Source organism: Ramlibacter sp. (assembly GCA_019635435.1).
In the GTDB taxonomy this organism is placed as follows: domain Bacteria; phylum Pseudomonadota; class Gammaproteobacteria; order Burkholderiales; family Burkholderiaceae_C; genus JAHBZM01.
On the sequence record JAHBZM010000001.1, the window covers coordinates 4030685 to 4057087 of the forward strand.

General features: G+C 65.7%; 26 protein-coding genes and 1 tRNA gene. 22 read left to right on the plus strand and 5 right to left on the minus strand.

Annotated elements, in window-relative coordinates; genetic code table 11:
* Positions 1-238 precede the first annotated feature (238 nt).
* The 9 genes from KF796_19610 to KF796_19650 all read left to right on the plus strand — a co-directional run bounded on the left by KF796_19610 (position 239) and on the right by KF796_19650 (position 6704).
* Positions 239-466 (plus strand): hypothetical protein, encoded by a 228-nt coding sequence (locus KF796_19610; protein ID MBX3588845.1) that lies wholly within the window; start codon positions 239-241, stop codon positions 464-466.
* A gap of 79 nt (positions 467-545) precedes the next feature.
* Positions 546-2843, plus strand: coding sequence for a hypothetical protein (locus KF796_19615; protein MBX3588846.1), 2298 nt, complete (start codon positions 546-548; stop codon positions 2841-2843).
* Between the two features lie 138 nt (positions 2844-2981).
* A complete protein-coding gene (locus tag KF796_19620; GenBank protein MBX3588847.1) occupies positions 2982-3683 on the plus strand; it encodes a hypothetical protein in 702 nt (233 codons plus the stop codon).
* Entirely contained in the window at positions 3638-4174 is a 537-nt protein-coding gene (locus KF796_19625; GenBank protein MBX3588848.1) for a hypothetical protein, read from the plus strand. Before KF796_19620 ends, KF796_19625 begins: the two co-directional genes overlap by 46 nt.
* Positions 4171-4644 carry a hypothetical protein gene (locus KF796_19630; GenBank protein MBX3588849.1) on the plus strand — a complete coding sequence of 158 codons (474 nt, stop codon included), beginning with the start codon at positions 4171-4173 and terminating at the stop codon, positions 4642-4644. The genes KF796_19625 and KF796_19630 overlap by 4 nt, the downstream gene beginning before the upstream one ends.
* A gap of 152 nt (positions 4645-4796) precedes the next feature.
* The gene (locus KF796_19635) at positions 4797-4943 is read left to right on the plus strand and encodes a hypothetical protein (protein ID MBX3588850.1); all 147 of its coding nucleotides are present in this window, start codon (positions 4797-4799) and stop codon (positions 4941-4943) included.
* 46 nt (positions 4944-4989) lie between these two features.
* A complete protein-coding gene (locus KF796_19640; GenBank protein ID MBX3588851.1) occupies positions 4990-5925 on the plus strand; it encodes a hypothetical protein in 936 nt (311 codons plus the stop codon).
* A 60-nt stretch (positions 5926-5985) separates the two neighbouring features.
* Positions 5986-6363: a hypothetical protein gene (locus tag KF796_19645; GenBank protein ID MBX3588852.1), complete on the plus strand. Its 378-nt coding sequence runs from the start codon at positions 5986-5988 to the stop codon at positions 6361-6363.
* A gap of 152 nt (positions 6364-6515) precedes the next feature.
* Entirely contained in the window at positions 6516-6704 is a 189-nt protein-coding gene (locus KF796_19650; protein ID MBX3588853.1) for a DUF1799 domain-containing protein, read from the plus strand.
* A 3-nt stretch (positions 6705-6707) separates the two neighbouring features.
* Here the strand turns inward: KF796_19650 and KF796_19655 are convergent, their stop codons facing one another.
* A complete protein-coding gene (locus KF796_19655) occupies positions 6708-6866 on the minus strand; it encodes a hypothetical protein (protein ID MBX3588854.1) in 159 nt (52 codons plus the stop codon).
* A 19-nt stretch (positions 6867-6885) separates the two neighbouring features.
* Between KF796_19655 and KF796_19660 the strand changes: the two genes are divergently transcribed.
* The 10 genes from KF796_19660 (at position 6886) to KF796_19705 (ending at position 18595) form a co-directional block, all read left to right on the plus strand.
* Entirely contained in the window at positions 6886-11925 is a 5040-nt protein-coding gene (locus KF796_19660; GenBank protein MBX3588855.1) for a tape measure protein, read from the plus strand.
* Entirely contained in the window at positions 11922-12866 is a 945-nt protein-coding gene (locus KF796_19665) for a hypothetical protein (protein ID MBX3588856.1), read from the plus strand. Before KF796_19660 ends, KF796_19665 begins: the two co-directional genes overlap by 4 nt.
* A gap of 1 nt (position 12867) precedes the next feature.
* Positions 12868-14520, plus strand: a complete 1653-nt coding sequence (locus KF796_19670) for a hypothetical protein (protein ID MBX3588857.1) — start codon at positions 12868-12870, stop codon at positions 14518-14520.
* Positions 14521-14527: 7 nt separating this feature from the next.
* Positions 14528-15271, plus strand: coding sequence for a hypothetical protein (locus KF796_19675; protein ID MBX3588858.1), 744 nt, complete (start codon positions 14528-14530; stop codon positions 15269-15271).
* The gene (locus tag KF796_19680) at positions 15264-15887 is read left to right on the plus strand and encodes a hypothetical protein (protein ID MBX3588859.1); all 624 of its coding nucleotides are present in this window, start codon (positions 15264-15266) and stop codon (positions 15885-15887) included. Before KF796_19675 ends, KF796_19680 begins: the two co-directional genes overlap by 8 nt.
* The gene (locus KF796_19685; GenBank protein MBX3588860.1) at positions 15884-16345 is read left to right on the plus strand and encodes a hypothetical protein; all 462 of its coding nucleotides are present in this window, start codon (positions 15884-15886) and stop codon (positions 16343-16345) included. Before KF796_19680 ends, KF796_19685 begins: the two co-directional genes overlap by 4 nt.
* 195 nt (positions 16346-16540) lie before the next feature.
* Positions 16541-17320 (plus strand): DNA adenine methylase, encoded by a 780-nt coding sequence (locus tag KF796_19690; GenBank protein MBX3588861.1) that lies wholly within the window; start codon positions 16541-16543, stop codon positions 17318-17320.
* Between the two features lie 91 nt (positions 17321-17411).
* Positions 17412-17603 carry a hypothetical protein gene (locus KF796_19695; protein ID MBX3588862.1) on the plus strand — a complete coding sequence of 64 codons (192 nt, stop codon included), beginning with the start codon at positions 17412-17414 and terminating at the stop codon, positions 17601-17603.
* A complete protein-coding gene (locus KF796_19700; GenBank protein MBX3588863.1) occupies positions 17600-17827 on the plus strand; it encodes a hypothetical protein in 228 nt (75 codons plus the stop codon). Before KF796_19695 ends, KF796_19700 begins: the two co-directional genes overlap by 4 nt.
* 78 nt (positions 17828-17905) lie before the next feature.
* On the plus strand, positions 17906-18595 hold the full coding sequence (locus KF796_19705) for an SOS response-associated peptidase family protein (GenBank protein ID MBX3588864.1): 690 nt from the start codon (positions 17906-17908) through the stop codon (positions 18593-18595).
* 178 nt (positions 18596-18773) lie between these two features.
* Here KF796_19705 and KF796_19710 read toward each other — a convergent pair.
* Positions 18774-18850: transfer RNA gene (locus KF796_19710), tRNA-Ile, on the minus strand.
* Positions 18851-18874: 24 nt separating this feature from the next.
* Positions 18875-19879, minus strand: coding sequence for a heat-inducible transcriptional repressor HrcA (gene hrcA / locus KF796_19715; protein ID MBX3588865.1), 1005 nt, complete (start codon positions 19877-19879; stop codon positions 18875-18877).
* A 28-nt stretch (positions 19880-19907) separates the two neighbouring features.
* Between hrcA and KF796_19720 the strand changes: the two genes are divergently transcribed.
* From KF796_19720 to rapZ, 3 genes are read left to right on the plus strand one after another with little or no spacing between them, the layout of a single operon-like run.
* Complete coding sequence (locus KF796_19720; protein ID MBX3588866.1) at positions 19908-20792, plus strand: NAD kinase; 885 nt, start codon at positions 19908-19910, stop codon at positions 20790-20792.
* 12 nt (positions 20793-20804) lie between these two features.
* Positions 20805-22469 (plus strand): DNA repair protein RecN, encoded by a 1665-nt coding sequence (gene recN / locus KF796_19725; GenBank protein MBX3588867.1) that lies wholly within the window; start codon positions 20805-20807, stop codon positions 22467-22469.
* A gap of 59 nt (positions 22470-22528) precedes the next feature.
* On the plus strand, positions 22529-23392 hold the full coding sequence (gene rapZ, locus KF796_19730) for an RNase adapter RapZ (GenBank protein MBX3588868.1): 864 nt from the start codon (positions 22529-22531) through the stop codon (positions 23390-23392).
* Here rapZ and mutY read toward each other — a convergent pair.
* Complete coding sequence (gene mutY, locus KF796_19735) at positions 23389-24429, minus strand: A/G-specific adenine glycosylase (protein MBX3588869.1); 1041 nt, start codon at positions 24427-24429, stop codon at positions 23389-23391. The genes rapZ and mutY overlap by 4 nt on opposite strands.
* Positions 24426-26387 (minus strand): dynamin family protein, encoded by a 1962-nt coding sequence (locus KF796_19740; GenBank protein MBX3588870.1) that lies wholly within the window; start codon positions 26385-26387, stop codon positions 24426-24428. Before KF796_19740 ends, mutY begins: the two co-directional genes overlap by 4 nt.
* Between the last annotated feature and the right edge of the window lie 16 nt (positions 26388-26403).

Here is a 26403-nt window from a genome sequence, read left to right on the forward strand (position 1 = left end):
AATACCCGTCACGGCGCGGCCGGATCAGAGTTACAGCATGCCGAGAATCCCTTCCAGCAAGTTCCTGTGTTACGCTGAAAAAGCCACCCAGCAACCCTGAGGCCGACACGCGTCGGCCTTATTTATTTGTGCGCCCCACCGCACAGTTCGTTCCTCAAGTTGACCGATCAACCAGGAGCGAACCATGACAGGCACCAATCCGAAAGCCGGCGACGGCGACACCCAGGCCGCCACGGCCATGACCGCCGCCGATGCGGCCAAACTCGTCAAGCGCACCGTGCATGTGCGCGAGCCCAAGACCAACCGCGACGGCTCGCCCGTGACTGACTCGGCAGGCAAGCCCCAGTTCAAGGAATACGACAAGTTCGTGGCCATTGAACCCAACGAGGTCTTGTCGTTCCGGGACTACGGCACGCATGTGGTCGTGGTAACGAAGGACGGCCAGAAGTTCAGCTCTGCGGACTGATCGCATGAAGATTGCCGTACTTCTCGCCGCGCTGGCTGCTGCCGGCGGCCTGCACACGCGTGACGCCGTCGAGGTCGCCATGCGCGAGGCCGCGACCTCGCCTGAGCGCGACTTCAGGTCGCTGATCGACATGGCGCGCGGCGCCGTGGATGCGGTCGTGAATGCCGGCAAATTGCCCGGCGATCGCCGTTACGTCAGTCTGACGGCCATGTACAGCGACCGCATCGTGGTCGAGCTGGACGGCAAGAACTGGCAGTACGGCTTCAGCCTGCAGGACGTGAACGGCACCGAGACGATGGTGCTGACCAACCCGATTCAGGTTGTGTCCACGTTCGCGCCTGTGAAAGCTGCAACGCGCGTCAAGGAAGCCGTGGAAGAGAGCTTCTCCGAGGCCCAGGACGGTAGTGGCGCCATCGAAGTCACCCTCGTGCGCTCGGGCGCCAGCCGTAACGGCAACTACTACCCCGACACGGCGCTCAAGGAGGCTGTCCCTCTGTTCGAAGGCGTGCGTGTGTTCGTGAAGAGCGACGACATGCATCTGAAGGGCGGCGGCAAAGACGTGCGCAACCTGGTGGGCGGGATCTACGGCGTCCGGTTTGTTGAAGGCGCAGACCCTGACTCGGGCCGTCTGGTCGGCACGTTCCGGCCGCTGGACCCCACGGACGCCGTGGTCAAGAAGATGACCGAAGCCGTGAAGCGCGACATGCAGGACTTGCTGGGCCTGTCGATCGACGCCTTTGCCAAGACCAAGAAATCCACGCGCGGCGGCAAGGCCGTGCGCGAAGCAACGCGGTTCACCAAGGTGGCCAGTGTTGACCTGATTGTCGAACCGGGCGCTGGTGGCGGCCTGGATCGTCTGACCGAAGCCGCCGCCGACGAACCACCCCAAGGAGAAACTGCTATGCCCCTGTGGAAGCAACGCATGCTGGAGGCCATCAAGGCCAAAGACCCGGCCAAACACGCCACCATCGACGCCAACGCCATTGGCGATGACGAGCTGGTGAATCTGCACGAAGCCGTCTGCGGCTCCCTGGTGACCGGCGAGACTGGTGGCCAGACCCGCGTGGCCGAAGCTGCTGGCGATGCCACGCCGCTGACCCGCGCCGACCTGGCCATGTTCCAGGCACGCCAGGCCGCTGTGACGACGATCAACGGCAGCAAGCTGCCCCAGCCCGCCAAGGACCGACTGCTGGCCGACTTCGGCCGCCGCGAGCGGTTCACCGAGGCGGACGTGACTTCGGCCATCAAGGACGAAGGCGAGTACCTGGGGCGCTTCACCGAAAGCGGCACGGTGCGCGTGCCCATGTTCGGTGCCGGCTCCGTCGTCGTGGGTGACAAATCGCTGGTGGTGGCGGACATGCTGGACGCCTTCTTCGACCCCACGCACAAGGACCACGGCCGCGTGCAGTCGATCAAGGAGTGCTACATCGAGATCACGGGTGACCGCCAAGTGACGGGCCGCGTGCGCGACTGCGATCAAAGTCGCATGCGCGAAGCGCTGGGCTCCGGCACCTTTGACGACGTGCTGGGTGACAGCATCACGCGCCGCATGCTGGCTGACTACCGGGCTGCGGTGGACTTTGACGGCTGGCGCCAGATCGCCGACGTGGTGCCGGTGTCGGATTTCCGCACGCAGGAGCGCACGCGCTTTGGCGGCTACGGCGATCTGCCCGCAGTCAACGAAGGTGCGGACTACACCGCCCTGACCAGCCCGGGCGACGAGAAGGCCACCTATGGCGTGACCAAGCGTGGCGGCCTGGAGACGATCACGCTGGAGATGATCAAGAACGACGATGCCGGCGTTGTGCGCCGGGTGCCGATCAAGCTGTCGCGCGCCGCCAAGCGGACGCTGGCCAAGTTCGTTTTCGACTTCCTGCGCACGAACCCGACGGTCTATGACACGGTCGCGTTCTTCCACGCGTCGCACGCCAACCTGTTCACTGCAGCCCTGGACGCATCGTCGTTGTCCGCGCATCGCCTGGCGATGCTCAAGCAGACCGAGCTGACCAGCGCCGATCGCATCGGCATCGCGCCCAAGAACCTGGTGGTGCCGGTCGACCTGCAGGAAGCCGCCGTCAACCTGTTCAAGCTGTCCACCAACAACGAGAAGACGTTCATCCAGGCCATGACGATGAACATCATCCCGGTCTGGTACTGGACCGACGCCAATGACTGGTGCACGGTGGCCGACCCGATGGACATCCCGGGCATCGAGATCGGCTTCCTGGACGGGCGCGAAGAGCCGGAACTGTTCGTGCAGGACATGCCGAACGTGGGCTCCATGTTCGCGGCCGACAAGCTGACCTACAAGATTCGCCACATCTACGGCGGTGCAGTGGCCGACTACCGCTGCGCGACCAAGGCGGTGGTGGCGTAACTGAATAGTCCGCGCGCAAGCGCACTCGGGCACCGTGAAGGTCGCGGTGCCACTCCCGCCCCGGCAACGGGGCGGGTTTCACAAGGCCACTGCTCAGTGCCCTTGTGAAACCCACCCAAGTTAAAGACCCACCCGATCATGGCCCTGGCCGACTATCAGACGCTTGTAGACAAGATGGTGCGCGACGAAAGCGGCGCCATCTTGTCTGCCGACCGCGACACCGCGATCGAGCTGGCGCGCCTGCGCTACAGCCAGGACGTGGAGCGGGATTTGACCGAGGACGTGACCTGGGCGGCCACGGGCTACTACGGCCCGCTGCCTGAAAGTTGGGCGGACGGCGCCTGGATCCGGCAGGCTGAGTACCCGATCGGCCGCCAGCCTCTGGAGCTGATCGACATGGCCTTGTATGTGGACACCGCCCTCGGCCAGCGCCTGGCGGTGCCATATGCCCTGGGAATCGGCTCCGTGGTGCGCGTGACCTATGCGGCGCCGCATCTGCTGGCGGACGGTGATGAGCCGGCCGACACCATCCCGCCCGTGCACCGTGAAGCCGTGGCCAGCTATGCCGCCCATGTGCTGTGCAAGCAGCTGGCGACCAAGTACAGCGGCGAGCGCGACGCGTCGATCGGCGCGGACGGCTCCAACACCGAGAGCCGCGCCCGGAACTACGCCTGGCGCGCCAAGGAGTACCGCGCAGCCTACTTCGCCGGCATCGGCAAGGTGGACCCCCTCGCGGACAAGTCGGGCGGCGCAGGCGGCGGCAGCGGTGGCGATGCAGCTGCCAGCGTGTCGGCCTGGCCTGGCCGCACGCGCAACAGCCTGACCAGGGGTGTGATGTGAGCATCAGCGCCAAGGCCCTGCAGATCCTGGAGCGCGCCTGGCGGGAGGCGCCCGAGCTGGCGCGCGAGGAGATGCGGGCGGCCACCACCACGGCAACCCTGCTGTACGAACGCGAGGTTAAGGAGGCCATGCCGCGCGGCGCCACGGGCCTGACTGCCGCCAGCATCACGAGCGACGTTTTCAGCCAGCCGGCGGGCGTGCTGGGTGTGGTCGGCTCGACGCAGCCATCGGCCGCGTTTGTGGAGCTGGGCACCCGCCCGCACATGCCCCCAGTCGCGGCCCTGGTGCCGTGGGTGCGCGAAGTGTTGGGCGTTGATGCCAGCCGCGCGCGCAGTGTTGCCTTCCTGGTGGCCCGAAAGATCGCCACCAAGGGCACGCCAGCCCAACGGCCCTTCGAGAAGACCCTGCAGCGCCTGGAGGGGCAGATCGTGCGCATGTTTGAGGACGCGGCCGATCGCCTGGCGCAGCGCCTGCCGGGAGGTGCCTCGTGAGCGATCTGGCCACCATTCGCGCCGCTGTGGTCGCGCAAATGGCTGCAGTGCCTGGCATTGGCCTGGTGCACGCCTACGAACGCTATGCGCGGGCGGAAGCGAAGTTCCGTGAGTTGTTCGTGACCACGCCCGATGGCGAGGACCAGCAGATCCGCGGCTGGTGGCTGCAGCGTGCCGCGACGGAAGAAAAGACCGTCAGCACCGGCACGGTGGTGAACGTGCACACCTGGCGGTGGCGCGGCTACATGGCTTTGAACGACGAGCAGGCCAGCGCGTTGCGTTTTGACGAGCTGATCGAGGCGTACCGCGACGTTGTGCGCGCAGACCCGACCTTGGGTGGTGTCTGTGAGCAGAACTCGGTGGAAGACGGCGAAGACGGCGTCCAGGTCATCGACTCTGGGCCCGTGCTTTTCTGCGGCGTGCTGTGCCACAGCGCCCTTTTGCAACTGAAGACATGGAGCTACCTATGAACAAGCACCAGAACCGACTCTCACCTGTGGTGATGACGGCCCTCGCCCTTGGCGCGGCATCCAGCGCCCCCGCAGCCGTAGCGTCTTCCGAAGGCAACGCTGCGCCGCCCGCACCCGCGCCCACGCCTGCTCCCGCTGCCGGCAATCAAGCCGTGGCAGCTCGCCACGACCCCGCCTTTGTGCCGCCCCAGGACCACCCTGCAGTGCCGCGCGACAAGCACCACGGGCGAGGCGGCAGTTTCGTGATGGTCAACGGCAAGCGCGTGCCTGCTGACGAGACCGGCAAGCCCCTCCCGTAACGCGGATCAACCGACCCGCATCCAGTAACAGTCAAGGAGCCTCAACATGGCATCGAAGAAATTCCGCAAGCTGGTCATTTTGGCCAAGATCGAGGCGGCCTACGGCACCGACCCGGTGCCCACGGGCGCGGCCAACGCAATGGTGGTCAGCGACGTCGAACTCACGCCGCTGGACGGCGAAGAGGTCGAGCGCAACAACGTTCAGGCCCACTTTGGCAACAACGGGGCCATCCAGGCCACGCGCTTCGCCCGCTTGCGCTTCAACGTCGAAATGGCGGGCAGTGGCGCGGCTGGAACCGCCCCGAAGTACTCCCCCCTGCTGCGCGCCTGTGCGGTGAGCGAGACCATCGACGTGGGCGTGAGCGTCCTCTACTCACCGATCAGCGAAGCGATCGAGTCCGTGACGATTTACACCAACATCGACGGCATCAACCAGGTGATGGCTGGCACGCGGGGCGAGGCCAAGCCGATGCTGGACGCCAAGGGCAAGCCGGTCTGGCAGTTCGAGTTCACTGGCCTCTTCTCGCCGGTGACGGATACGGCACTGCCCACGGCCGATTACACCGGCTTCCTGAAGCCGCTGGCCATGAACAAGGCCAACACCACCTGCGAGCTGCACGGCATTACCGTGGCCACCAGCCACTTCGACATGGCTTTTGGCAACCTGGTGGTCAAGCGCGACCTGACCGAGGTAGATGCAGTGGAGATCACGGACCGCAAGTCCACCGGCTCCATCGTGTTCGAGAACACCCCCGTGGCCATAAAAAACTGGGTCACGACGGCAGAGGCCAAGACGCTGGGCGATCTGAGCCTGGTGCACGGCACTGTGCCTGGAAACATCATCACCTTCGGTGCGACCGGCACCGTGGAGCTGGGAAAGATCACCTACTCCAACCAGGACGGCATCCAGATGGTCAACGCGCCGCTGCGCTTCGTGCCCACTTCGGCGGGCAACGACGAGTGGTCCGTCGAGTTCACCTGATCACGGCGCCACAGCACCACGACAAGCATTCATTCACGCAAACACCACACGAGGTAAATCATGGGTTTCAAACTGGCAGTGCTCCCCTTCTTCTGGCAGGCGGTCCACGTCGAGCTGATCGGCGACATGGGCGAAAAGATCAAGGGCGAATTCAAGGCGAAGTTCCGTCGCCCGACGCAGGAAGAGGCCGAACAGCTGATCCAGAAGGTCTCCACCGGGCAGATGAAGGACCAAGCGGTGGTCGACAACTGGCTCATTGGCTGGGATGGCCTTGAGGACGAAAGCGGCGCGCAGATGCCGTTCACGCCCGACAACATGGCCAAGGTCTTCGATGTGCTCGGCATGCGTGCCGCCACCGTGCAGACCTTTCTGGGCAACTACTTCTCGATGCCGGAAAAAAACTCCGGGCCGCAGCCCGCCACTACTACGCAAGCGTAGGCGGCGGGGGCGCGGCGCCCAGCAGGCATGACGACGAGCTGCAGCGCCAGTGCGCAGCTCTCGGTGTGGACATTGACCGGCTGATTCCAGAAGCCGGCGGGGAGCCGGAGGACGGCGAGGATTTTGAGGTATGGCCAGAGCACTGGGACGCCATGCAGCTCTTCATGAGCAGCGCCACTCAATGGGTGGTGCTGGTGGGCATGGGGGGCGTGCACTACCAGGGGCTGGACTACAGCAAGGTCAGAGCGGTGGCGGACTGGATGGGCCTGACACCCGGGAAAGAGCTGCTGTGGCAGCTGCGGGTACTGGAGGACGAGGCGCGGGGCGTGCTGAACGGCTGAGTCTCAGCCCCGGACGGTGGACCGCAGAGCGGCCACCACGCCGGCCACCACCAGGACCGCAGGGACCGCCATGAGCAACCAGCCACCCAGCGGCCCCGGCAGCAAGGCTGCAGCGACGAGTGCGCAAATGAGCGCGAAGGCGAGTTGAAGCAAGAGACCCATAACCGGCAGTTTAACTAAAGTGGCAGATCGCGTCATCTCAATCAGGATCACCTCGGACGGTAAAGCGTTCGTGGTGGACCAGGCCGCGAACGCTGACGCTTTGGCCAAGACCGGCCGCGCGGCGGAAGACGCCGGCCGCAAGACCGAGACGATGGGCGGCAAGGTCAGCCGCGCGGGCAAGGAGGCCAAGGAGGCGGCCAACGGCTCAGATCGCCTGGCCGAGGCCGTCAAGCGGGTGGGTCACTACGCCAGCGGCTTGCTGGGTGTGGGCTTGTTTGCCGGCTGGGCTGGCCAGGTCATCCAGGCCGTGGACGCGGTCTCGACCCTGGAATCGCGGCTCAAGTTAGTTACAGCCCAAGAGTCAGCGGTGCGCCGGCTGCGCGGCGAGCTGTACCAGGTGGCGCAGGAAACCCGCTCGGCGATGAACGAGCTGGGCAACACCTACGCCACGCTGGCCAAGAACGGCCAGGCCCTGGGCTACACCCAGGAGCGCCTGCTGGTGGTCAGCAAGGCGGTGGGCCAGGCCCTGGCGATCGGCGGCGGCTCGGCGCAGGGCCAGTCGGCCGCGCTGGTGCAGTTGAGCCAGGGCCTGGCCAGCGGCACGCTGCGCGGCGAAGAGCTGAATTCCGTGCTGGAACAAACGCCCCGCCTGGCTCAAGCGATCGCGGACGGCATGGGCATCACCGTGGGCCAGCTGCGGGCCTATGGGCAAGAGGGCAAGATCTCGGCGCTGGCCGTGCTCGAAGCCCTGGAAAAGAGCGCTGGCAAGCTGGACAGCGAATTTGCCCGCGTCAAGCCGACGATCAGCTCCGCCTACCAGGTGGGCGTGAACGCGGCGCAGAACTTCATTGGCAAGGTTGACGAGGCGACTGACGCGAGCGCGCGGTTGGCTGGCGCGATCATCAAGGTGGCTGACGGGGTTGATGCCTTGGGCAGGGTTGTCGAGAACAACAAGGCAGCAGTCGGCATCATCGCGGGCACCATTGGTGGGGCGGCGGCCGTCACCTCGATCGTCGCCATTGCTTCAGGCGTCGCCAAAGTAGCGAGCGCGGTCACCGCCGTTGGAGTGGCCCTGACGGCCAATCCTGCAGTGGCAATTCTGTTGGGCGTGGGCGTGGGCGTGGGCGCGCTCGCGTCTGCGGCTTCGACCTACAACAAGACTGCCAGAGGTCTTGAAGAAACGATCACGGCCCTGGAAGAGGCCAATGTCCGCTCGGAAGCGGCATTCCAGCGCGCTGCGGGGCGGCAAGCCGCCCAAGACAACATCTCGCGCGTGATGGCCGAGCGGCGCCAGCAGATTGCCTTGCTGCGCGGCGAGCTGGCCACGCTGGACGGCAGCGCCAACGCAGTGGAAGCGCGGCGCCTGTCCGGCAGCGCGACGACGGCACCCTTCCCTGGCGCGAAGCCGCTTGAGGAGGTGAACAAGTACGTCAAGCTGCGCAACGACATCATCAACGAGGGCAACCAGCAGGCGGTGGAGCTGGCCAAGGCGTACGAGAACCGCATCGCCGTCGCCACGTCGCAAGACCAGATCGAGGCCTTGCGCAAGGAGCAGGCGGCGCGGCTGATCGCTCTGGACAAGCAGACGAAGAAGCAGCTCTCGGACTTTGACAAGGCACAGTCCAAGGACGCCACGGAGGCACACCAGAAGTCCATCGACGCCAAGGTGGCGGCGGTGCAATCGGGCTACCGGCTTGAGCAGCTGGCGGTGGCTGACGGCATTGACGCGGTGGACAGCCTGCGCAAGCAGGATCTGATCAGTGAGCAGACCGCCGTCGAGCGCAAGCGGGATCTGAAGATCCAGGAGATCGACGCGCACGCCGCGTCAGTGAGCGCCGAACTGGCGCTGGTCAAGACCAAGAAGGACTCGCTCAAGGAGCAGGCGGCACTGGACGGTCAGTTGAAGGAGCTGGCCGCCCAGCGGGTGAACGTGGCCAAAAAGGCCGAGCGCGACCTGCAGGAGCTGGCCGCGCAGCCACAGATTGCCCTGCTGCAGAGCACGCGCCAGGCGACGCAGGCCATCTACGACCAGGTCGTGGCCCAGGAGGCGCAGAACACGGCGTTTGGCAAGGCCAAGTACGAGCTGGTGAATTTGACCATCGCCCAGCTGGACAAGTCCATTGCCGACCTTGAGGCCACGGACAACGTCATCCCCGGCTACATCGAGGCGCTGGAACGCCAGCGCGAGGCCCACGTGCGCCTGCGCGACGCGATCGCCAAGGGCGAGAGCCTGGACGCCGGCAAGCGCACAGTCGAAGAGCAGAAGAAGGCGGCCGAGGCCAGCGTGCAGATCTGGCGCCAGAAGTCCGGCGAGATCACGGACGCGCTGATCGGCGGCTTCAGCTCGGTCAAGTCGTGGATCCAGCGCGAGTTTGGCAACCTGGTGCTGCGGCCCTTCATTTCCCCAATCGCTGAAGCGACCAGCAGCTTCCTCGGGTATGGCGGCAAGGCGGTGAACGCGGCCGGCGTGGCCAACAATGGTTACAGCCTGTGGAGCAACTACTTTGGCAGCGGCGCAACGGCACCAGGCGGGGCGTACTACAACTTTGCGACGAGCGGGTTTGGTCAGTCGATCGGGCTGAGCAACGCGGCCCCCATCATCGGGAACAACATCAGCGCCTATGCGCCCGCCGGCACGCAACTGGCGGGGGCCGGCTCGGCGGCCAGTGGGTTTGCCGGCGCGGCTGCGTCGGCCGGTGCCATCGCGATCATCGTCAGCGCGGCGATCGACATGTACCGGGACACCAAGGGCGAGAAGCGCTCGGGTGGGGCCTACGGCTACGACGCGTCGACCGGCAGGACGAGCTTCCTGTCTGGGCCATCAGGAGGTGACCCCGCTGCTGACGCCAACCAGCTGCTGATCGGCGGCGTGGGCGCCGGCATCAACGCGACGCTGGCCGCGATCGGCAGCAACGTGCGGCTGGCCTCCTTCCAGGGGGCCTACGAGACCAGTGATGTGGGTCGCGGCGGGGTCTACTCCGGTGGCCGGCTGAGCAACGGTGTGGCCTTTGGTGAGAGCGGCGAAGGCACCAACTACGGGTGGACCAGCCCCTTCGACTCGAAATACCAGCAATGGAACAACAGCATCAATCCGACGCTGCTGGCCTTGACTGGTTTCACCGGCCGCGAAAACGACATGAGCGGCACGCCGGAGGATCTGGCGGTAGACGTGCAGCGGTCGCTGATCGAAGTGATCCAGGCGAGCGTGAACCTGATCCCGACGATCGTCGCCGAGCAGTACACGGTGACCGGTGCGGTGTCCAACGGCCAGACCGGCGAGAACCAGGTGTACACGCCTGGCGATATCACCGCGACGCGCTACCTGCGCAAGTATGACGAGGCCACCAAGGCCGCGATCCGTGAGGCCGGCACGCTGCCCAAGCGCATCGCGGACCTGGTGCTGGACTTTGACCCCGAGTTGGCGTCGGCCGAAGCCGTTACCGACGTCGCGACGAAGATCGGCACGCTGACCAGCAACGTGACCGCGTTCCGCCAGATCGTCAACAGCTCGCTGGTGCCGGTGCAGCAGCTCAAGGACGCGTCATTTGACATGGCGGCCTCGCTGATCGAGCAGTCCGGCAGCGCCGAGAAGTTCGCCTCAGACTGGTCTTCGTTCATCGCCAACTACTACACCGACGCGGAGAAGTCGGCCGCCTCGCTGGAGGCTGTAACTCAGGCCATGACGGAGCTGGGCTACGGATCCATCACCACGCGTGAGGAGTTCCGCGAGGCCTACCTGGCGATCGACAAGACCACGGAGGCCGGAGCCAAGCTGTCGGCCCAGCTGCTGGCCCTGAATCCGGCCTTTGCAGCCACGCACAACACGGTCGACGCGCTCAAGGAACGGCTCAAGGGCCTGAACGACGCGGCGAGCTTGTTCTTTGCCGGCGTCGATGCCCAGGCACAGACGGCGACGCTGTCTTCTGACGCCACGGCCGGCATCGACAAGTTCCTTGGCTCGGTTTCGCAGTCCGCGGACTCGGTCGCCCGGCAGCAGATCGCATCGGCCAATGCGGCGGTCGAGGCCGCGCGCGAGGCGGCCAACCAGTGGCGATCGGCGCAGGCGACCATTGAATCCGCGATCAAGAGCATTCGCGACGAAGGCCTGCAGCTGGCGACCCCACAGGCCAGCTACGCCTATACCAAGGCCAACCTGGCCCAGCAGACCACGGCCGCTCTGAATGGCGATGCCGGCGCCGCTGATGCGGTTGCCGACGCGGCCAAGGAGTTCATTGCCGCCAGCGCCAGCAAGTCGGTCGACCGCATTGAGTACCTGCGGGACCGGGCTCTCGCTCAGATCCAGTTGACCTCGGTCTTGGACAAGGCCAAGGCACAGGTGACCGTGCAGGAAGCGATCGCGGCAGCCGGCGAGCAGACCGTGGCCCAGCTCGAAGCGTTGAACGTCAATCTGACCGGCTTTGCTGGCCAGGTGTACGAGCTACTGTCAAAGGGCTACGCAGGTGCTGACCGCGACACGGCGACGGCGGCGGCCGACAAGCTGGCCAAGGCGACCACGGACTTCGCTTATTGGTTCTCGACCATGTCCGAGGGCGACGTGACCACGGGCGGGCAATGGGGCTCCGGGAAGTGGACACGGCTTGGCGGCGACATGGCCTCGTACATGGGCGCGGACGGCTCCACGACCTATCTGCGCGCCACGGACACGATCCTGGAGGCGGCCAAGCGCAGCCCCGAACTCAGGGCCATCTGGGAACAGCAGTACGGCCTGCGGCTTCCGAGTTACAGCGGGGGCTCGGCTGGCCTGCCCAGCGATGGCCCGGTGATGGCCCACAAGGGCGAAAAGATCATCGATCCGATGTCGTCGGCGATCCTGAACCGCTACGGCATTCAGGTGAGAACGACCGGCGGTGGTGGTGATGACGGGGCGCTGCTTGTCGAGTTTCGCGCCATGCGTTTGGCCTATGAGGCGGACAAGAAGGAACGAGAGCAAATGGCCAAGGACCTCAAGGAAGTTCGAGAGACGCTTGATTGGTTGATGCGCAACGGCTGGGCTGTTTACACCCAGCCGGGCCAACTTGTGAGGACGGAGGCGGCATGAGTGCATTTGTGATCGCGCCAGTCAACGCCGCCAACATGAACAATGGCGCGCCCTACGGCGTGACCGACAGCATGATCGTCAGCTCAACGGTGCCCGAGGACGATTACCCGGAGTGGGACCCCGACGCGGCCTACGCGGCCAAGGAACGGTGCATCCGATCGGCGGCGGGCATCCATCGCGTGTTTGAGCGACTGATCGCCGGCACCACGGCCACACTGCCCGAGGAGGACGCGCTCAACTGGGCGGACGTGAGCGCCACCAACGCGTGGAAGTTGTTCGACATGTACGAGGACACGGTGACCGTGGCCGACTCGCCGCTGACCATTGTGCTGTCCTGCGGCCGGATCACGTCGCTGGCCCTCACGCGCGTGCAGGCTGACGAGCTGACGATCACCGAGACGTCTGGCGCCAGCGTGGTCTTTAACCCCGACCCGCAAAGCCTGGATGCGTCGATCTTGCGTCACTGGCGCGATTACTTTTTCGCGCCGAAGCGCCAGGTCGACGTGGTGACCCGTTTGGACGTGCCGCCGTACTCCGATGGCGTGATCACGATCACACTGACCAAAGCAACCGGCCAGATCCAGCTTGGCAAGCTGGTAGTCGGAACCGCCACCGAGTTGGGCGAATTGCAATACCGCTCGCGCGTGCGGCGCCTCCAACTCTCACGCATCGAGCGCGGCCCTTTCGGCAACCTCAAAACGACTCGGCTGCGCAGCATTCCCCAGGTCAGCGCCAGCCTGGTCACAAAAACAGAGATCGTGGCCCAGGTTGATGCCGTGCTGGATGACCTGCGCGCGACCCCGGCTGTGTGGATCTTGATCGCGAACGCCAACAACCCTTTCGCAAAGATGCACACGATTGTGGGCCTGAGCATGGACTCGGAGGTCTCACCCGACAACGCCAAAGAGGCGATCACCAACCTGCAAATCGAAGGTATTTGAAATGACAGCACCACCCGTAGCCCCTGATCCAGTCCCGGCAGTACCGGAGCCGGTACCGCAGCGCTCCGACTGGGAAAACTTCGCCGCGCGCGGCGACGCATTGTTGACCTGGCTGGTGCCCTTTGTCGCGGCCCTCGTTGCCCTGCGTACCTACCTCATCGCCGGGATGAACTGGGTGGCCACAAAATTGGCGGAGATCACTGCTCTGGCGAATTCAGCCTCGCTCTCGGAGCAGGCTTCGGCGGCCAACGCGGCGGCGGCGGCGGCGAGTGCCAGCGCTGCTCTGTGGGTGTATGGAACCAACTACGCGGCCGGCACGCGCACCTTCAGTCCGACGAACTGGCAAACGTACATCGACAACGTGGGCGGCGTGAGCAACACCGACCCGGCCGCTGACACGAGTGGGCGCTGGATCAGCGGCATGTTGCCCACCGCCGAGGCGATCGGCCTGCCGGACTTGTTGCCTACCGCCTTCTTCAATTTTGCGGGCGGACAGATCGATAGGCGGCTCGTCAACGGCCGCTCGACCCCCAAAACCACGATCAGCCCCTTCGGTTTGGTGGTGCCCGTGGCGGCGCAGTTCACGGCCGTGGAATATGACCCGGCCACGAAGCGATGCAAGGGCTTCCGGGGTGAGCAGGCGATCAATTACATCGGGATCAACAGCGAGACGATGGCCACTGACTGGATCGCCGGAAATACCGCACTCACAGCTGCCGCGACCGTAGGTCCCGATGGACTGATGAGCGGGGTCAAGGTCGAGGCGACTACGTCCACCACAGGCACAACGATCAAGGTGGTCACGGCCACGGCAGCAGCCCAGTTCTATTCCATCGCCGTCAAACAAGGTAGTGGCCCAACCGAAGCGAACTCCTTTGCCATCTACAACCTCACCACGGCGGCAAATGTGGCCAGCGTCGAGATCAACTACGCCACAGGCGTGGTCACTCAGTTCGTCGGTGCTGGGGCGACGGCCGAGGCCCTTGGCGGTGGATGGTGGCGCCTTCGTATCCAGGCAACGGCGGGAGTCTCTCCGGGCGACTCGCTGAACCTTTACGCCTGCCAGACAGGTGGCCCGCAGGTGACCGGGCAGTATGCCTATGTGGCCCAGCCTGCTCTGGCCGACAAGCGTTTTGCCAACTACTACCCGACCGCTGGCGCCAATGTGCCGCTGGCGGCCGACAGCCTCGTGCTGGATCTGGCGGCCCACCCCACGATCATCAATCCGCGTGAATACACGGTGGTGGTCTCATTCGACGGAACGAACGTTCCCAGCATCGGCACGGACGTGCATGTGCTCGCGCTCTCAGGAGCGGGTGGGTCTGAGCTGGTGCGGATCGCGATCATCAATGGTGGCGTGTACGCCCAGGCGATCTCAGCCAGTGCGAACCAGGCGTTCTTCGACCTTGGCGCCGTCGTTGCTGGCCGGAATGTGATCGCCTTCAGCGTTGCGGCCGGCAATTTTTTGGCGGTTGCCAGAGGCGGTGCCGTGCAGACCTCTGCTGCGGGCTTGATGCCGGCAGTCACAGCCTTGGGCTTCGCGTGCGTGCCTGGCTCTGCGGGGTCTGAGTTCGCATTCCCCATCGAGCGCGTCATGCCCTACCCGCGTGTGTGCACGCCCGTCGAGCTGCGCGCGCTCGTCAACAACTTCTGAGGCAAACATGAACTTTCTTGGACCAGGCGCTCATCAGTTTTCGCCCAACAGCATGCGGCCGGCGGGCGCAGATGCCAGCGGGCCGATCAGGACCACCCGCTACACCAGCGGCACCGGCACGTGGACTCCCGCCGTGCCGGGCGGTCTTTGTGAGGCCGTCTTCGTGCCCCCGGGTGGGGGCGGTGGTCGGCCGGCCAACGCGAGCACCACTGGCGGCGGTGCTGGAAGCGCGAGCGCCCCTGTGTCGATCTGGTTCCGCGCCGACGCGGGCCTGACGTACGTGGTGGGCGCGCCAGGCGCCGGGTCTGTCACTGCGGGCGTGGGCGGCAGCGACGGCGGCAACGTGAGGTTGGGCAGCATGTTCGCGCCAGGCGGCAAAGCGGGAGGCGTGTCGATCGGCGGCGTGGCCCCCACGGCTGGGCCGGGCTGGGTGGCGGGCGGCAAGGGCGGCGACGGTGGCAACAACGCGACCGGCGGCACCGGCAGCGCGCCGGGTGGCATGGCGGCCTCTACAGGCCTCGGCACCGGCGGCGCCGCTGCTGGTGGCTACGGTGGTGGCGGCGGCGGCGGTGACAGCCTCTACGGGGCCGGTGGCGCGGGCGGCGCGGGCAGTGGTGCCGTAGGGGCCGCCGGCAGTCCCGGCGCGAACTACGGCGGCGGCGGTGGCGGTGGCGGCGCAGGGCCGACCAGTGGACCGGGTGGTGACGGCGGCGCTGGGTACCTTGAAATCCGGGAGTACGGCAATGTTTGAAGAAGTTGAAGTGCCTGACATCAAGGCGTGGGCGCGCATCCTTGACGCGCACGTCGTGGAGCTGATCCGGGCGGAGCAACCGCCAGAGGGTGGCGAGGGCCTTTGGCTCGACGTGACCCAAACGCAGCCGCCCGTTGAGGTGGGCATGCACTATGCCGACGATGTCTTCCGCGTCCCGCGTTGGGCTCGCGTCGTCAATGGCGTGGTGATTGATGTGACGTTGCAGCTCACCGCGCCGGAAGGGTGGATCGAGTGCGCTGGCGGCGCCGTCGGCCCCGGGTGGATCCACGACGGCGAAGCGTTTGACGCGCCGCCATCGGTCGCGGTACGGCACATCTCCGTGCTTGCGTTTCGCAATCGTTTCGTCCTTTCGGAAAAGATTGCGCTTGAAATTGCTGGGCTTGACGATCCTGCGGCGGAGATGCCGGCGCGTGTTCAGGCTGCGGCGCTGCGGGCCAGCCAACAAGACGTGATGTCCGCGAACTACATCGATCTGGACCGAGCCGATACCAGAGCTGGCGTCTTGGGACTCGAAGCGGCGACCATTCTTGGCGTGGGCCGGGCGCTCGAGATCCTGGACTCGCCGATCCAGCCCCACGAGGTGTATCGGCCATGACGATCACCATCGCCTTCTACAAGGGCCGCCTGGCCGAAAACGATCACGCGCTGCTGTTTGACCGCTTGACCTGCTGGCGCACGCGCAGCCGGTTTTCACACTGTGAGCTGGTGTTGCCCGAGCCGTCAGGCGGGCAGAAGTGCTGGTCCAGCAGCTTCCGGGATCACGGGGTGCGCGGCAAGGCCGTCGACCTGACCACGGGCCGCTGGGTGCTCATCAAGGTGCCGGGCGTCTCGGCCGACACGGCTTCGGCCTGGTTCAAGGCCCACGTCGGAGCCCCATACGACTGGTTTGGCCTGTTGGGCTGGGTGTTCCCCTGGCGGGTCAGCAATAGGGCTTGGTGGTTCTGTTCTGAGGCCTGCGCGGAGGCAATGGGGCTGGAAGAGTCCTGGCACATCAGCCCCGGCGATCTCTATCAGCTGGCCCTGCATATGGACGGCTGGGAGGTAGCCCCCTAAAAAAAGACGAGGCGAGTGGTTCGGTGTTGGAGCACCTTGCCACCCACCTATGCCGTGATTGCGCACGGTTTCGGCCAAAGGCCCCGCCACCTGGTACCAGGTGCGGGAATTGTAGTTAAAGGAATTGGCGAGACTGTGATGACCGAAAAAAAGGACGTGCCGGACGATGCCGGCGTTGTGTTTGATGATGCGGTGATGGGCATGGGGCTGAAGGCCCAGCCGATCATTCCGTGGATTGGCGGCAAGCGCCGCCTGGTGGCAGAGATCCTGCCGTGGTTCGAACCGCATACTTGCTATGTGGAGCCGTTTGCAGGTGCAGCGGCATTGCTCTTTAACAAGATACCGAGCAAGGTCGAAGTTCTCAACGATGTGAACACCGACCTGGTCAACCTCTACCGGGTGGTGCGGCACCACCTGGAGGAGTTCGTGCGCCAGTTCAAATGGGCGTTGACCAGCCGCAAGCTGTTCGAGTGGACGCAGGCCACGCCGCCCGAGACGCTGACTGACATTCAGCGGGCGGCGCGCTTCTTCTACCTGCAGAAGCTGACATTTGGGGCCAAGGTCGAGGGCCAGACCTTCGGGGTGGCCACCACGAGCAGCCAGGCCCTGAATCTGCTGCGCATCGAAGAGGATCTGAGCGCGGCTCACTTGAGGTTGTCGAGGGTGGTGGTGGAGCACATGGATTGGGCGGCCTGCATGGCGCGCTACGACCGGCCGCACACGCTCTTCTACTGCGATCCACCCTACTGGGGCACCGAGGGGTACGGCGTGGGCTTTGGCCTCGATCAGTACGCCCGCATGGCTGAGCTGCTGAGAACCATCAAGGGCAAGGCGATCGTGAGCGTGAATGACATCCCGGAGATGCGCCAGGCCTTCAAGGGGCTGACGATGCGCCGGCTGGCGATCAAGTACACGGTGGGCGGTTCGGGGCGCGGGAGAGCTGAAAAGGGCGAGCTGCTGATACGGAATTGGTAGTGCCAGACAACCGCAGTCTGGCTTTCCAATTGGTGCTTGCTGGCGTGGGGGAACAGAGCGGTACTGGGGTCATCGCAACACGGAGACCAGCATGAAAAAGCAAACCCCTGACGAACTCTTCACCGCCATCGCCCGCCAGCACTTGGACATCGAGACCCTGGTCGAGCGACGTATGGACGGGCTGGACTTTCATGAGGTCGGCGTGGTGGGCTTGCGCAGAGCCCTGCAGGCGGCCTACGAAGCCGGCCAGGCGCAGGGGCAAGCCCAAGGGGGTGCGGCATGAAAACGGCCGCTCAAACCTACCAGGAGACGAATCAGCTATGCGACCAGCTGGTCGACCGGGTGAAGGCCGCCCTGGCCAATCATGCCAGCCATGCGGCCAAAGAGCCGGCGTCTTGGGAATGGGTCGGGGACGTCAGCCATGTGAGCCTTGACCTTCTGCGGGTGCTGCACTTCATGCAGGCCCTGACGCCGGACGAGCAATTGAGGTACGCCGACGTTCTGTAACCAACACGCAGCGACCCTGAGGGCCGGCTTTGCCGGCCCTCCATCGTGGTCGGGGTGACGCCGCCGTATCATGGTTGTGTGTGTTCCAACTACCGCCCTGTCACAAGTAGCGATCGGCTGCTGACCTTCTTTGGCGTCGAGAGGGCGCCAGATCAGCTGCCTGCGGACGTCTGGCCTACGGGCCTTGCACCATTCATTCGGCTCGGGGAGGCCGGGTCGAAAAGCAAGTTTGAGGTCCATGACGGCATGTTTGGATTACTGCCCCACTTTGCCGTCGAGGTTGCACAGGGGCGGAAGACATACAACGCTCGGTCTGAGACCGTGGCGATCAAGCCCAGCTTCCGAGAGTCCTGGAAGAAGGGATGGCGGTGCGTCATTCCTGCCGAGTACATCTATGAGCCGAACTGGGAGAGCGGCAAGGCCGAGCGGTGGCGCATTCAACAGCCCGGTGGCGTGCCGATGGGCATCGCCGGGATCTACAGGCGGTGGCGGCATCCGGATGGCCAGGAGGCCTTCACCTTTGCGATGCTCACGGTGCCCGCCGATGGCCATCCAGTCATGAGCCGGATGCATCGGCCTGACGATGAAAAGCGAATGGTCGTGATTCTGGCGCCGGAGGAGTACGGGCGCTGGCTGGAATGCTCTGTGGCTGACGCGTCGGGGTTCTTCCGGCAGTGGAGCGGGCCTTTGGACGCGTCGCCCGATCCGCTGCCGGCCAGGGGCAAAAAGGCGCCAGCTCCTGGCTCGACCGGGCAGCTAGACCTTTAACTTTGGTGCCAAAGGGGCGTAAACGGTGCCAAAGGGGGTGTAAATCGGGCAGTTAAAGCGGTGCCAAAGCCGGTGTAAATGGTGCCAAAGGCGGCGTAAATTGGTGCCAAAGGCTGCGGCGCGCTATTCCTTGTTCGCCCCATCGCCGCCCTTTGGCCGGACGGCCCGTGTGCGAGGGTGGTAGGGCGTGTTGGACTTGAACCAACGACCAAAGGATTATGAGTCCTCTGCTCTAACCAGCTGAGCTAACGCCCCGACCGAAGCCGCGATTGTAGAGGCCTACTTGTTGTGGCTCAGGGCGTTGGTGACCAGCCGCGAGGTGATGTCCACGATCTGGATCATGCGGTCATAGGGCATGCGCGTCGGCCCGATGACGCCCAGCGTCCCCACGATCTGGCCGTCGACCTCGTAGGGCGCGCTGACGATGGACAGCTCCTCGAACGGAACCACCTGGCTCTCGCCGCCGATGTAGATGCGCACGCCCTCGGCCCGGCTGGAGATGTCCAGCAGGCGCATGAGCTGTGTCTTCTGCTCGAACAGGTCAAACGCCCGGCGCAGGTGGGTCATGTCGCCTGTGAAATCGCTCACGGCCAGCAGGTTGCGCTCGCCCGAGATCACCACATCCTCCTGGGCCTGGCTCATGGCCTCGGAACTGGCCTGCACGGCGGCCTGCATCAGCGTGGCGATTTCGCCGCGCAGCTTCTCCACCTCGTGCTTGAGCCGCTCACGGACCTGTTCCATGGCCAGCCCTGAATAGTTGGCATTGAGGAAATTGGCCGCCTCCACCAGCTGCGGCTGGGTGTAGTCAGCCTCGGTGAAGATCACCCGGTTCTGCACATCGCCCTCGGGCGAGACGATGATGACCAGCAGGCGGCGCTCGGACAGCCGCAGGAATTCAATGTGATGGAACACCGAGGTGCGGCGCGGCGCCATCACCACGCCCACAAACTGCGACAGGTTGGACAGCAGTTGCGCCGCGTGCGCGATGACTTTTTGCGGCTGGTCTGCGGCAAGGCTGGGCGTGGGCAACTGCTCGCGCTGGGCCGTCAGCATGGTGTCGACGAACAGGCGGTAACCCCGCGCGGTGGGAATGCGCCCGGCCGAGGTATGGGGGCTGGCGATCAGCCCCAGCTCCTCGAGGTCGGACATCACATTGCGGATGGTGGCGGGCGACAGCTCCAGACCCGAGGCGCGGGACAAGGTGCGCGAGCCCACGGGTTGCCCGTCGGCGATGTAGCGCTCGACCAGCGCTTTGAGCAACAACTTGGCACGATCATCGAGCATGGAAGCATTTTAATGATGTAATTTGCGCATGAAATCCCGTTTCCGACACGTTGCGCTCATTGGCAAGTACCAGGGCGCCGGTGCGGGTTCCTCCCGGGCCGCGCTGGAGGACATCGCGCACTTCCTGTCGGACCGCGGCTGCGAAGTGGCGCTGGAAAAAGACACCGCGCAGTCCAGCGGCATTGGCCACTACCCGGCGCTGGACGTGGCCGCCATCGGCGCACAGTGCGATCTTGGCCTGGTGGTGGGCGGCGACGGCACCATGCTGGGCATTGGCCGGCTGCTCGCGAGTTATGGCGTGCCGCTGATCGGCATCAACCAGGGCCGCCTGGGCTTCATCACCGACATTCCCCTGGACAACTTCCGCGCCACGCTCACGCCGATGCTGCAGGGCGAGTACGAGGAAGACCACCGCAGTCTGATGCATGCCAAGGTCTGGCGCGACGGCCACTGCGTGTTTGACGCGCTCGCCATGAACGACGTGGTGGTGAACCGTGGCGCTACCTCGGGCATGGTGGAACTGCGGGTCGAGGTGGACGGGCATTTCGTGGCCAACCAGCGCGCCGACGGCCTGATCATTGCCACGCCCACGGGCTCCACGGCGTACGCGCTCTCGGCGGGCGGGCCCTTGCTGCATCCATCGATCCCGGGCTGGGTGCTGGTGCCCATTGCCCCCCATACCCTGTCAAACAGGCCCATCGTCCTTGCCGATCCGGCGGAGATTGCTATCGAAATAGTAGCGGGCCGCGACGCCAGCGCCAATTTCGACATGCAGTCGCTGGCCTCGCTGCTGCACGGCGACCGGATCACCGTGCGGCGCTCACAGCACCATGTCCGTTTTCTGCACCCCAAGGGGTGGAGCTACTTCGACACCCTGCGCAAGAAGCTCCACTGGAATGAGGGTGTTGCCTGACCCCCTGCCACCATGAGCCTCAAACGCATCACCCTGCGCGATTTCGTGATCGTGCGCGAACTCGAACTTGACCTGTCGGACGGCTTCAGCGTCCTCACGGGTGAAACCGGCGCCGGCAAGTCGATCCTGATCGATGCGCTGCAGCTGGCGCTCGGTGCCCGGGCGGACGCCGGCGTGGTTCGCGAGGGCGCGGCCCGCGCCGACATCAGCGCGGAGTTCGACGCCACAACCCTGATGTCGGGCTGGCTCGAAGAGGCGGGCTTTGACGGCGCCGACAGCCTGCTGCTGCGCCGCACCGTGGACAGCCAGGGCAAAAGCCGTGGCTGGATCAATGGCAGCCCCGCCACCGCGACCCAGTTGCGCGAGGTCGGCGAACGGCTGGTGGACATTCATGGCCAGCATGCCTGGCAGAGCCTGACGCGTCCCGATGCCGTGCGCGGCCTGCTGGACGCCTACGCCGGCACCAGCACCGCCGCCCTGGGCCCCCTGTGGCAGCAATGGCGCCAGGCCCTCAAGACACTGGCCGATGCCCGGACCGCGCAGGATTCGCTGCAACGCGAGCGCGAACGCCTGGCCTGGCAGATCGGCGAGGTCGACAAGCTCGCGCCGGGTGCCGATGAGTGGGAGCAGCTCAACACCGACCACACGCGGCTGGCCCATGCGCAGGCATTGATCGACACCACGCAGGCGGCGGCCGAACTGCTGGAAGGCGACGACGGCGGCGCCCTACGCCAGCTCGCGCAGGCTCGCGATCTGCTACAAAATCAGGAGCATCTCGCGCCCGAATTCCGTGGACTCGCAGAGATTCTGGCTTCAAGCCTGGCCCAGGCCGAAGACGCCGCGCACTCGCTGCACGCCTGGCTGCGCCGCACCGACCTCGATCCCGAACGGCTGGCCGCGCTCGACGAGCGCATGTCCACCTGGGTGTCACTGGCACGCCGCTACAAGCGCACCCCGGCCGAGCTGCCCGCTCTGCTTGCCACCTGGAAGGAAGAACTGGCCCGGCTGGATGCCGCCGCCGATCTGGCCGCACTGGAAGCCGCCGCCCAGCGCGCCGGCGCCGACTACCAGACCGAGGCCCGCCGCTTGTCCAAGGCACGCGGCAAGGCAGCCCCCCTGCTCGGCCGTGCGATCACCCAGGCCATGCAGGGACTGGGCATGCAGGGCGGCCGCTTCGAGGTGGCACTGGAGCCCGCTGCCCAGCCCACGGCCAACGGCCTGGAGGACATCAGCTTTCTGGTGGCCGGCCATGCGGGCAGCACGCCGCGCCCGGTAGGCAAGGTAGCCTCGGGCGGCGAGCTGTCGCGCATTGCGCTGGCCATTGCCGTCACCACCAGCGAGCTGGGCACGGCCCAGACCCTGATCTTTGACGAGGTGGACTCGGGCGTCGGCGGCGCCGTGGCCGAGACCGTGGGCCGGCTCATGAAGCAGCTGGGACGCGACCGCCAGGTGCTTGCGGTCACGCACCTGCCGCAGGTGGCGGCCTGCGCCGACCATCACCTGGTGGTGGCCAAGCACAGCGAAGGCAAGGCCACCGCCAGCACCGTGGCGGCGGTGCAGGGCGAACACCGCGTGGCCGAAGTGGCGCGAATGCTCGGTGGTGAACGGCTCTCGGGCACCACCCTGGCCCACGCCAAGGAAATGCTGGGAGAAGGCCCGGTGGAGCCCAAACCGTGAGCGCCGGGGCCGCGGCCAGCGCACCGCCGGAACCTGACAGCGCCCCGCCCGTGCTGGAGGTGGTCCTGATCACCGGCATGTCGGGCTCCGGCAAGTCCGTGGCGCTGCACGCGCTGGAAGACGCCGGCTACTACTGCGTTGACAACCTGCCGCCCGAACTGCTGCTGCCCTTCGTGGCGCTGGAGCAGGAACACCGGGCCACGCGCGTGGCCATCGCCATGGACGTGCGCAGCGCGGCGTCCTTGCCGCTGGTGCCGCGGCAACTGGCGGCCCTGCGCGCCCAGGGCGTCAACCTCCGCTCGCTGTTCCTGGACGCGGGCACCTCCACGCTGGTCCACCGCTTCTCAGAAACCCGCCGCCGGCACCCGCTGTCGCGCAAGGAGGTCGCCAGCGATGCCACCGAGCACCAGCACGTTCTGGTGGACGCGATCGAACTCGAACGCGAACTGCTGGCCGACCTGCGCGAGCAGGCCCATGTCATCGACACCAGCCTGATCCGCGCCTCGCAGTTGCAGGGCTACGTCAAATCGCTGATCTCCGCCGCCGCCAGCCAGCTGACGCTGGTGTTTGAATCCTTCGCCTTCAAGCGCGGCATCCCGGTCGACGCGGACTACGTTTTCGATGTGCGGATGCTGCCCAACCCGCACTACGAGCCGGCACTGCGGCACCAGACAGGGCGGGACGACGCCGTCGCCGCCTTCCTGCGCCAAAGCCCCGAGGTCGACCAGATGTTCACCCACATCGAGCAGTTCCTGCGCCACTGGCTGGAACTGCTGGCGCGGGACCACCGCAGCTACGTGACCGTGGCCATTGGCTGCACCGGCGGTCAGCACCGCTCTGTTTACCTCGTGGAGCAGTTGGCATCCGCTTTTGGTAACCAGTGGGTCACGCTCAGACGGCATCGCGAGCTGGACGCGCGCTAGCCGCCTGCCGTGCGCGCCAGCAGGGTGCGAATGGGGGCAGGCAAGCCCAGGGCCGGCCAGCGGTCGGCATCAAACCAGTCGCCTTCCAGCGCCACCGACGCGTCGGGACTGACCTGCAGCCGAACGGGGTGCAGATGCAGATCCTTGTGGGTCAGCACATGGGTGAATGCGGGGTCATCCTGAAGATCGGCCCGGCATGCCGCCGGCAGCGCGGCCTCCAGTGCCCGCCGGTCGTCAAACAGCGGCAGGCAGTACAGGCCCGCCCAGACGCCCGGGGTCGGTCGCTTGCGCAGCAGGACCTGGCCCTGCTCGGTTTGCGCCTGCAGCAGCCACAGGGCCTGGGCACTGCGCTTGAGCTTGCGGGTTTTGACCGGGTAACGCTCGGGTGCTCCCTCGCGCCGGGCCACGCAATCAGCCTGGACCGGGCAGTCCCCACACAAGGGGTTGCGTGACAGGCAGAGCGTCGCGCCCAGATCCATCAGGCCCTGGGTGTAGCGCGGCATCGCCTGGGAAAGATCACGGGCCGGCAGCAGCCGGGTCGCCTCATCCCACAGGGCGCGTTCGTGACCCGCCTGAGCCACGTCGTCGGCATAACCCAGGACACGGGTCAACACGCGCTTGACATTGCCGTCCAGGATCGCCACCCGCTCGCCAAAGCAGAAGGCCGCGATGGCCGCCGCCGTGGAACGGCCTATGCCCGGCAGGGTCTGCAGCTGCGCCGCCGTGCGTGGAAACCCGCCTCCGTGCAGCGACACCACCTCCTGGGCGCAGCGGTGCAGGTTGCGCGCCCGGCTGTAGTAGCCCAGGCCGCTCCACAGCGCCAGCACGTCGTCCAGATCCGCGGCAGCCAATGCGCGCACATCAGGAAAGCGCGCCAGAAAGCGATCAAAGTAGTCGAGCACCGTCGACACCTGGGTCTGCTGCAGCATGATTTCAGAGAGCCAGACGCGGTAGGGATCCTGGGTGCCCTGCCAGGGCAGGCCGCTGCGCCCGTGGGCCTGCTGCCAGCGGACCACGCGACTGGCAAACGCCGTCATGCGGATTTGAGTTGCGCTTCGTCGTTGGCGCTGCCGCCGGCCGGCGTGCTCATGAGATGCGCCGTGAGTTCGGTGAGCTTGGCGTCGAGCTCGTCCAGCGCGCGTTCATGCGCGCTGATTTCGGCAATGCGGTCATCCAGGCCCGTGGCGGCCTGCTGGATGCGCTCGATGGCTTCCATGCGCCGCCCGAAATTGCGGCGGCGTTCACGCAGCTGGGCATCGAGTTGCGCCGCCGCGGACTTGTTCCATAGCTCCACCTCGCCGAGCGCCGACTCATAGACCACCCGCAGGCGCGTGGCCAGCGCACGTACCAGCCGGTCGGCAAATTCGGGCTGGGCCAGCCGCAGCACATTGCCCACGCCCAGGTACTGGGTGTGGCTGCGCTCCACCAGATCCAGGTCGCGCACATAGCGCTCCAGGTCGGGCTCCTTGGGCGCCTGCAAGGAGAACCCGTATTCCGCGTTGAGCTGGCGGAAGGTCCCGCCGAGCATGTTCTGGATTTCGGCGCTCGTGGCCTGGGCCTTGCGCAGTCCGGCGCGCAGGCGTTCAAACGTCTGGAAGTAGGCTTTTTTCACGCCCAGCTTGATGCCGGGCTGACGCATCGCGGTGGTGAGCTGGGCCATCTCGGCCTTGAGCGCGCCGGTGCCCAGCATCTCGAACACCTCGCGCAAGAGCTTCAGGTGCACCGAACGAACCGCGTGAATGCGCGCTCCGCTGATGTCGAACTCGCCCTGCTCCTGCTCGATGCGGGTGCGCATGTGCTTGATGACCGAGGTGTTCTTGCCCCGCAGGCCCTTGAGCTCCAGCATCTGCTCGGCCAGATCCCGGCGGCGAATGTGTATGGCTCGACCCGCCTCGGCGCGCAGGTCGGCAATCCCGCCGCCGACCGCGGCCCGCAGGATTTTTTGCCGTTGTCCCATCACGCCCTGGCCCAGCGCGCGCTCCAGGATCGGCAACTGGCTGGCCTGCAACAGGGCGGCGTCATCGTTGACCTTGGCCACCAGCCCCTTTTGGGCCGACACCGGGATCACCTGGTCCTGCCGCAGCCCCAGAATCTCGGCCGAGGTTGCGCGCTGGCGATCAATTTGCGCCTGCACCTGGAACGGCGTGCTCAGCGAATCCCACATCGTGTCAATCTTGTTGAGCACGACCAGCCGCGAATCGTTGTTGTCGCCTTCGGTGATCAGGTGCTCGCGCCAGATCGCCAGATCGGACTTGGTCACCCCCGTGTCAGCCGCGAGGATGAACACCACCGCATGTGCCTGCGGAATCAGGTTGACCGTGAGCTCGGGTTCGGCACCAATCGCGTTGAGGCCAGGCGTGTCCAGGATCACCAGCCCCTGCTTGAGCAGGGGGTGGGCGATGTTGATCAGTGCATGCCGCCAGCGCGGGACTTCCACCAGCCCGTCGGCATTGAGCATGGGGTTGTCTTCAGGCACCTCGTCATGCCAGAAACCCAGGGCCTTGGCCTCGTCCTTGGACACGTGCCGGACCTCGGCCACTTTTTCAAGCGCCTGCGCCAGCTGCGTCGGATCGTTCACATCAAGATCGATGCGGGTCCACTTTTCCGGGACCATGCGCCATTCCATCAGGGCCTGCGGCTGCAGGCGGGTCTCGATGGGCAGCAGGCGCAGGCAGGGCGGCACATCCGCGTCGTAGCCCAGCTCGGTCGGGCACATGGTGGTGCGGCCCGCGCTGGCCGGCATGATGCGGCGCTTGTAGCCGGCAAAGAAAATGGCGTTGATCAGCTCGGACTTGCCGCGCGAGAATTCCGCGACGAAGGCCACCATGACCTTGTCGGAACGCATCTGCAGCTCAAGGCGGCGCAGCCGCTCCTCCACGGAGGCGTCAAGGAGTTCATGGTCCTTCATCCACTCCGACAGAAGTTTCAGGCGCAGCGCGAACTCGCGCCGCCAAGCACCATGCTGATCGAATTGCTCGTTGAAGGAAGTGCCCACTTAGTCTCCGGCTGAC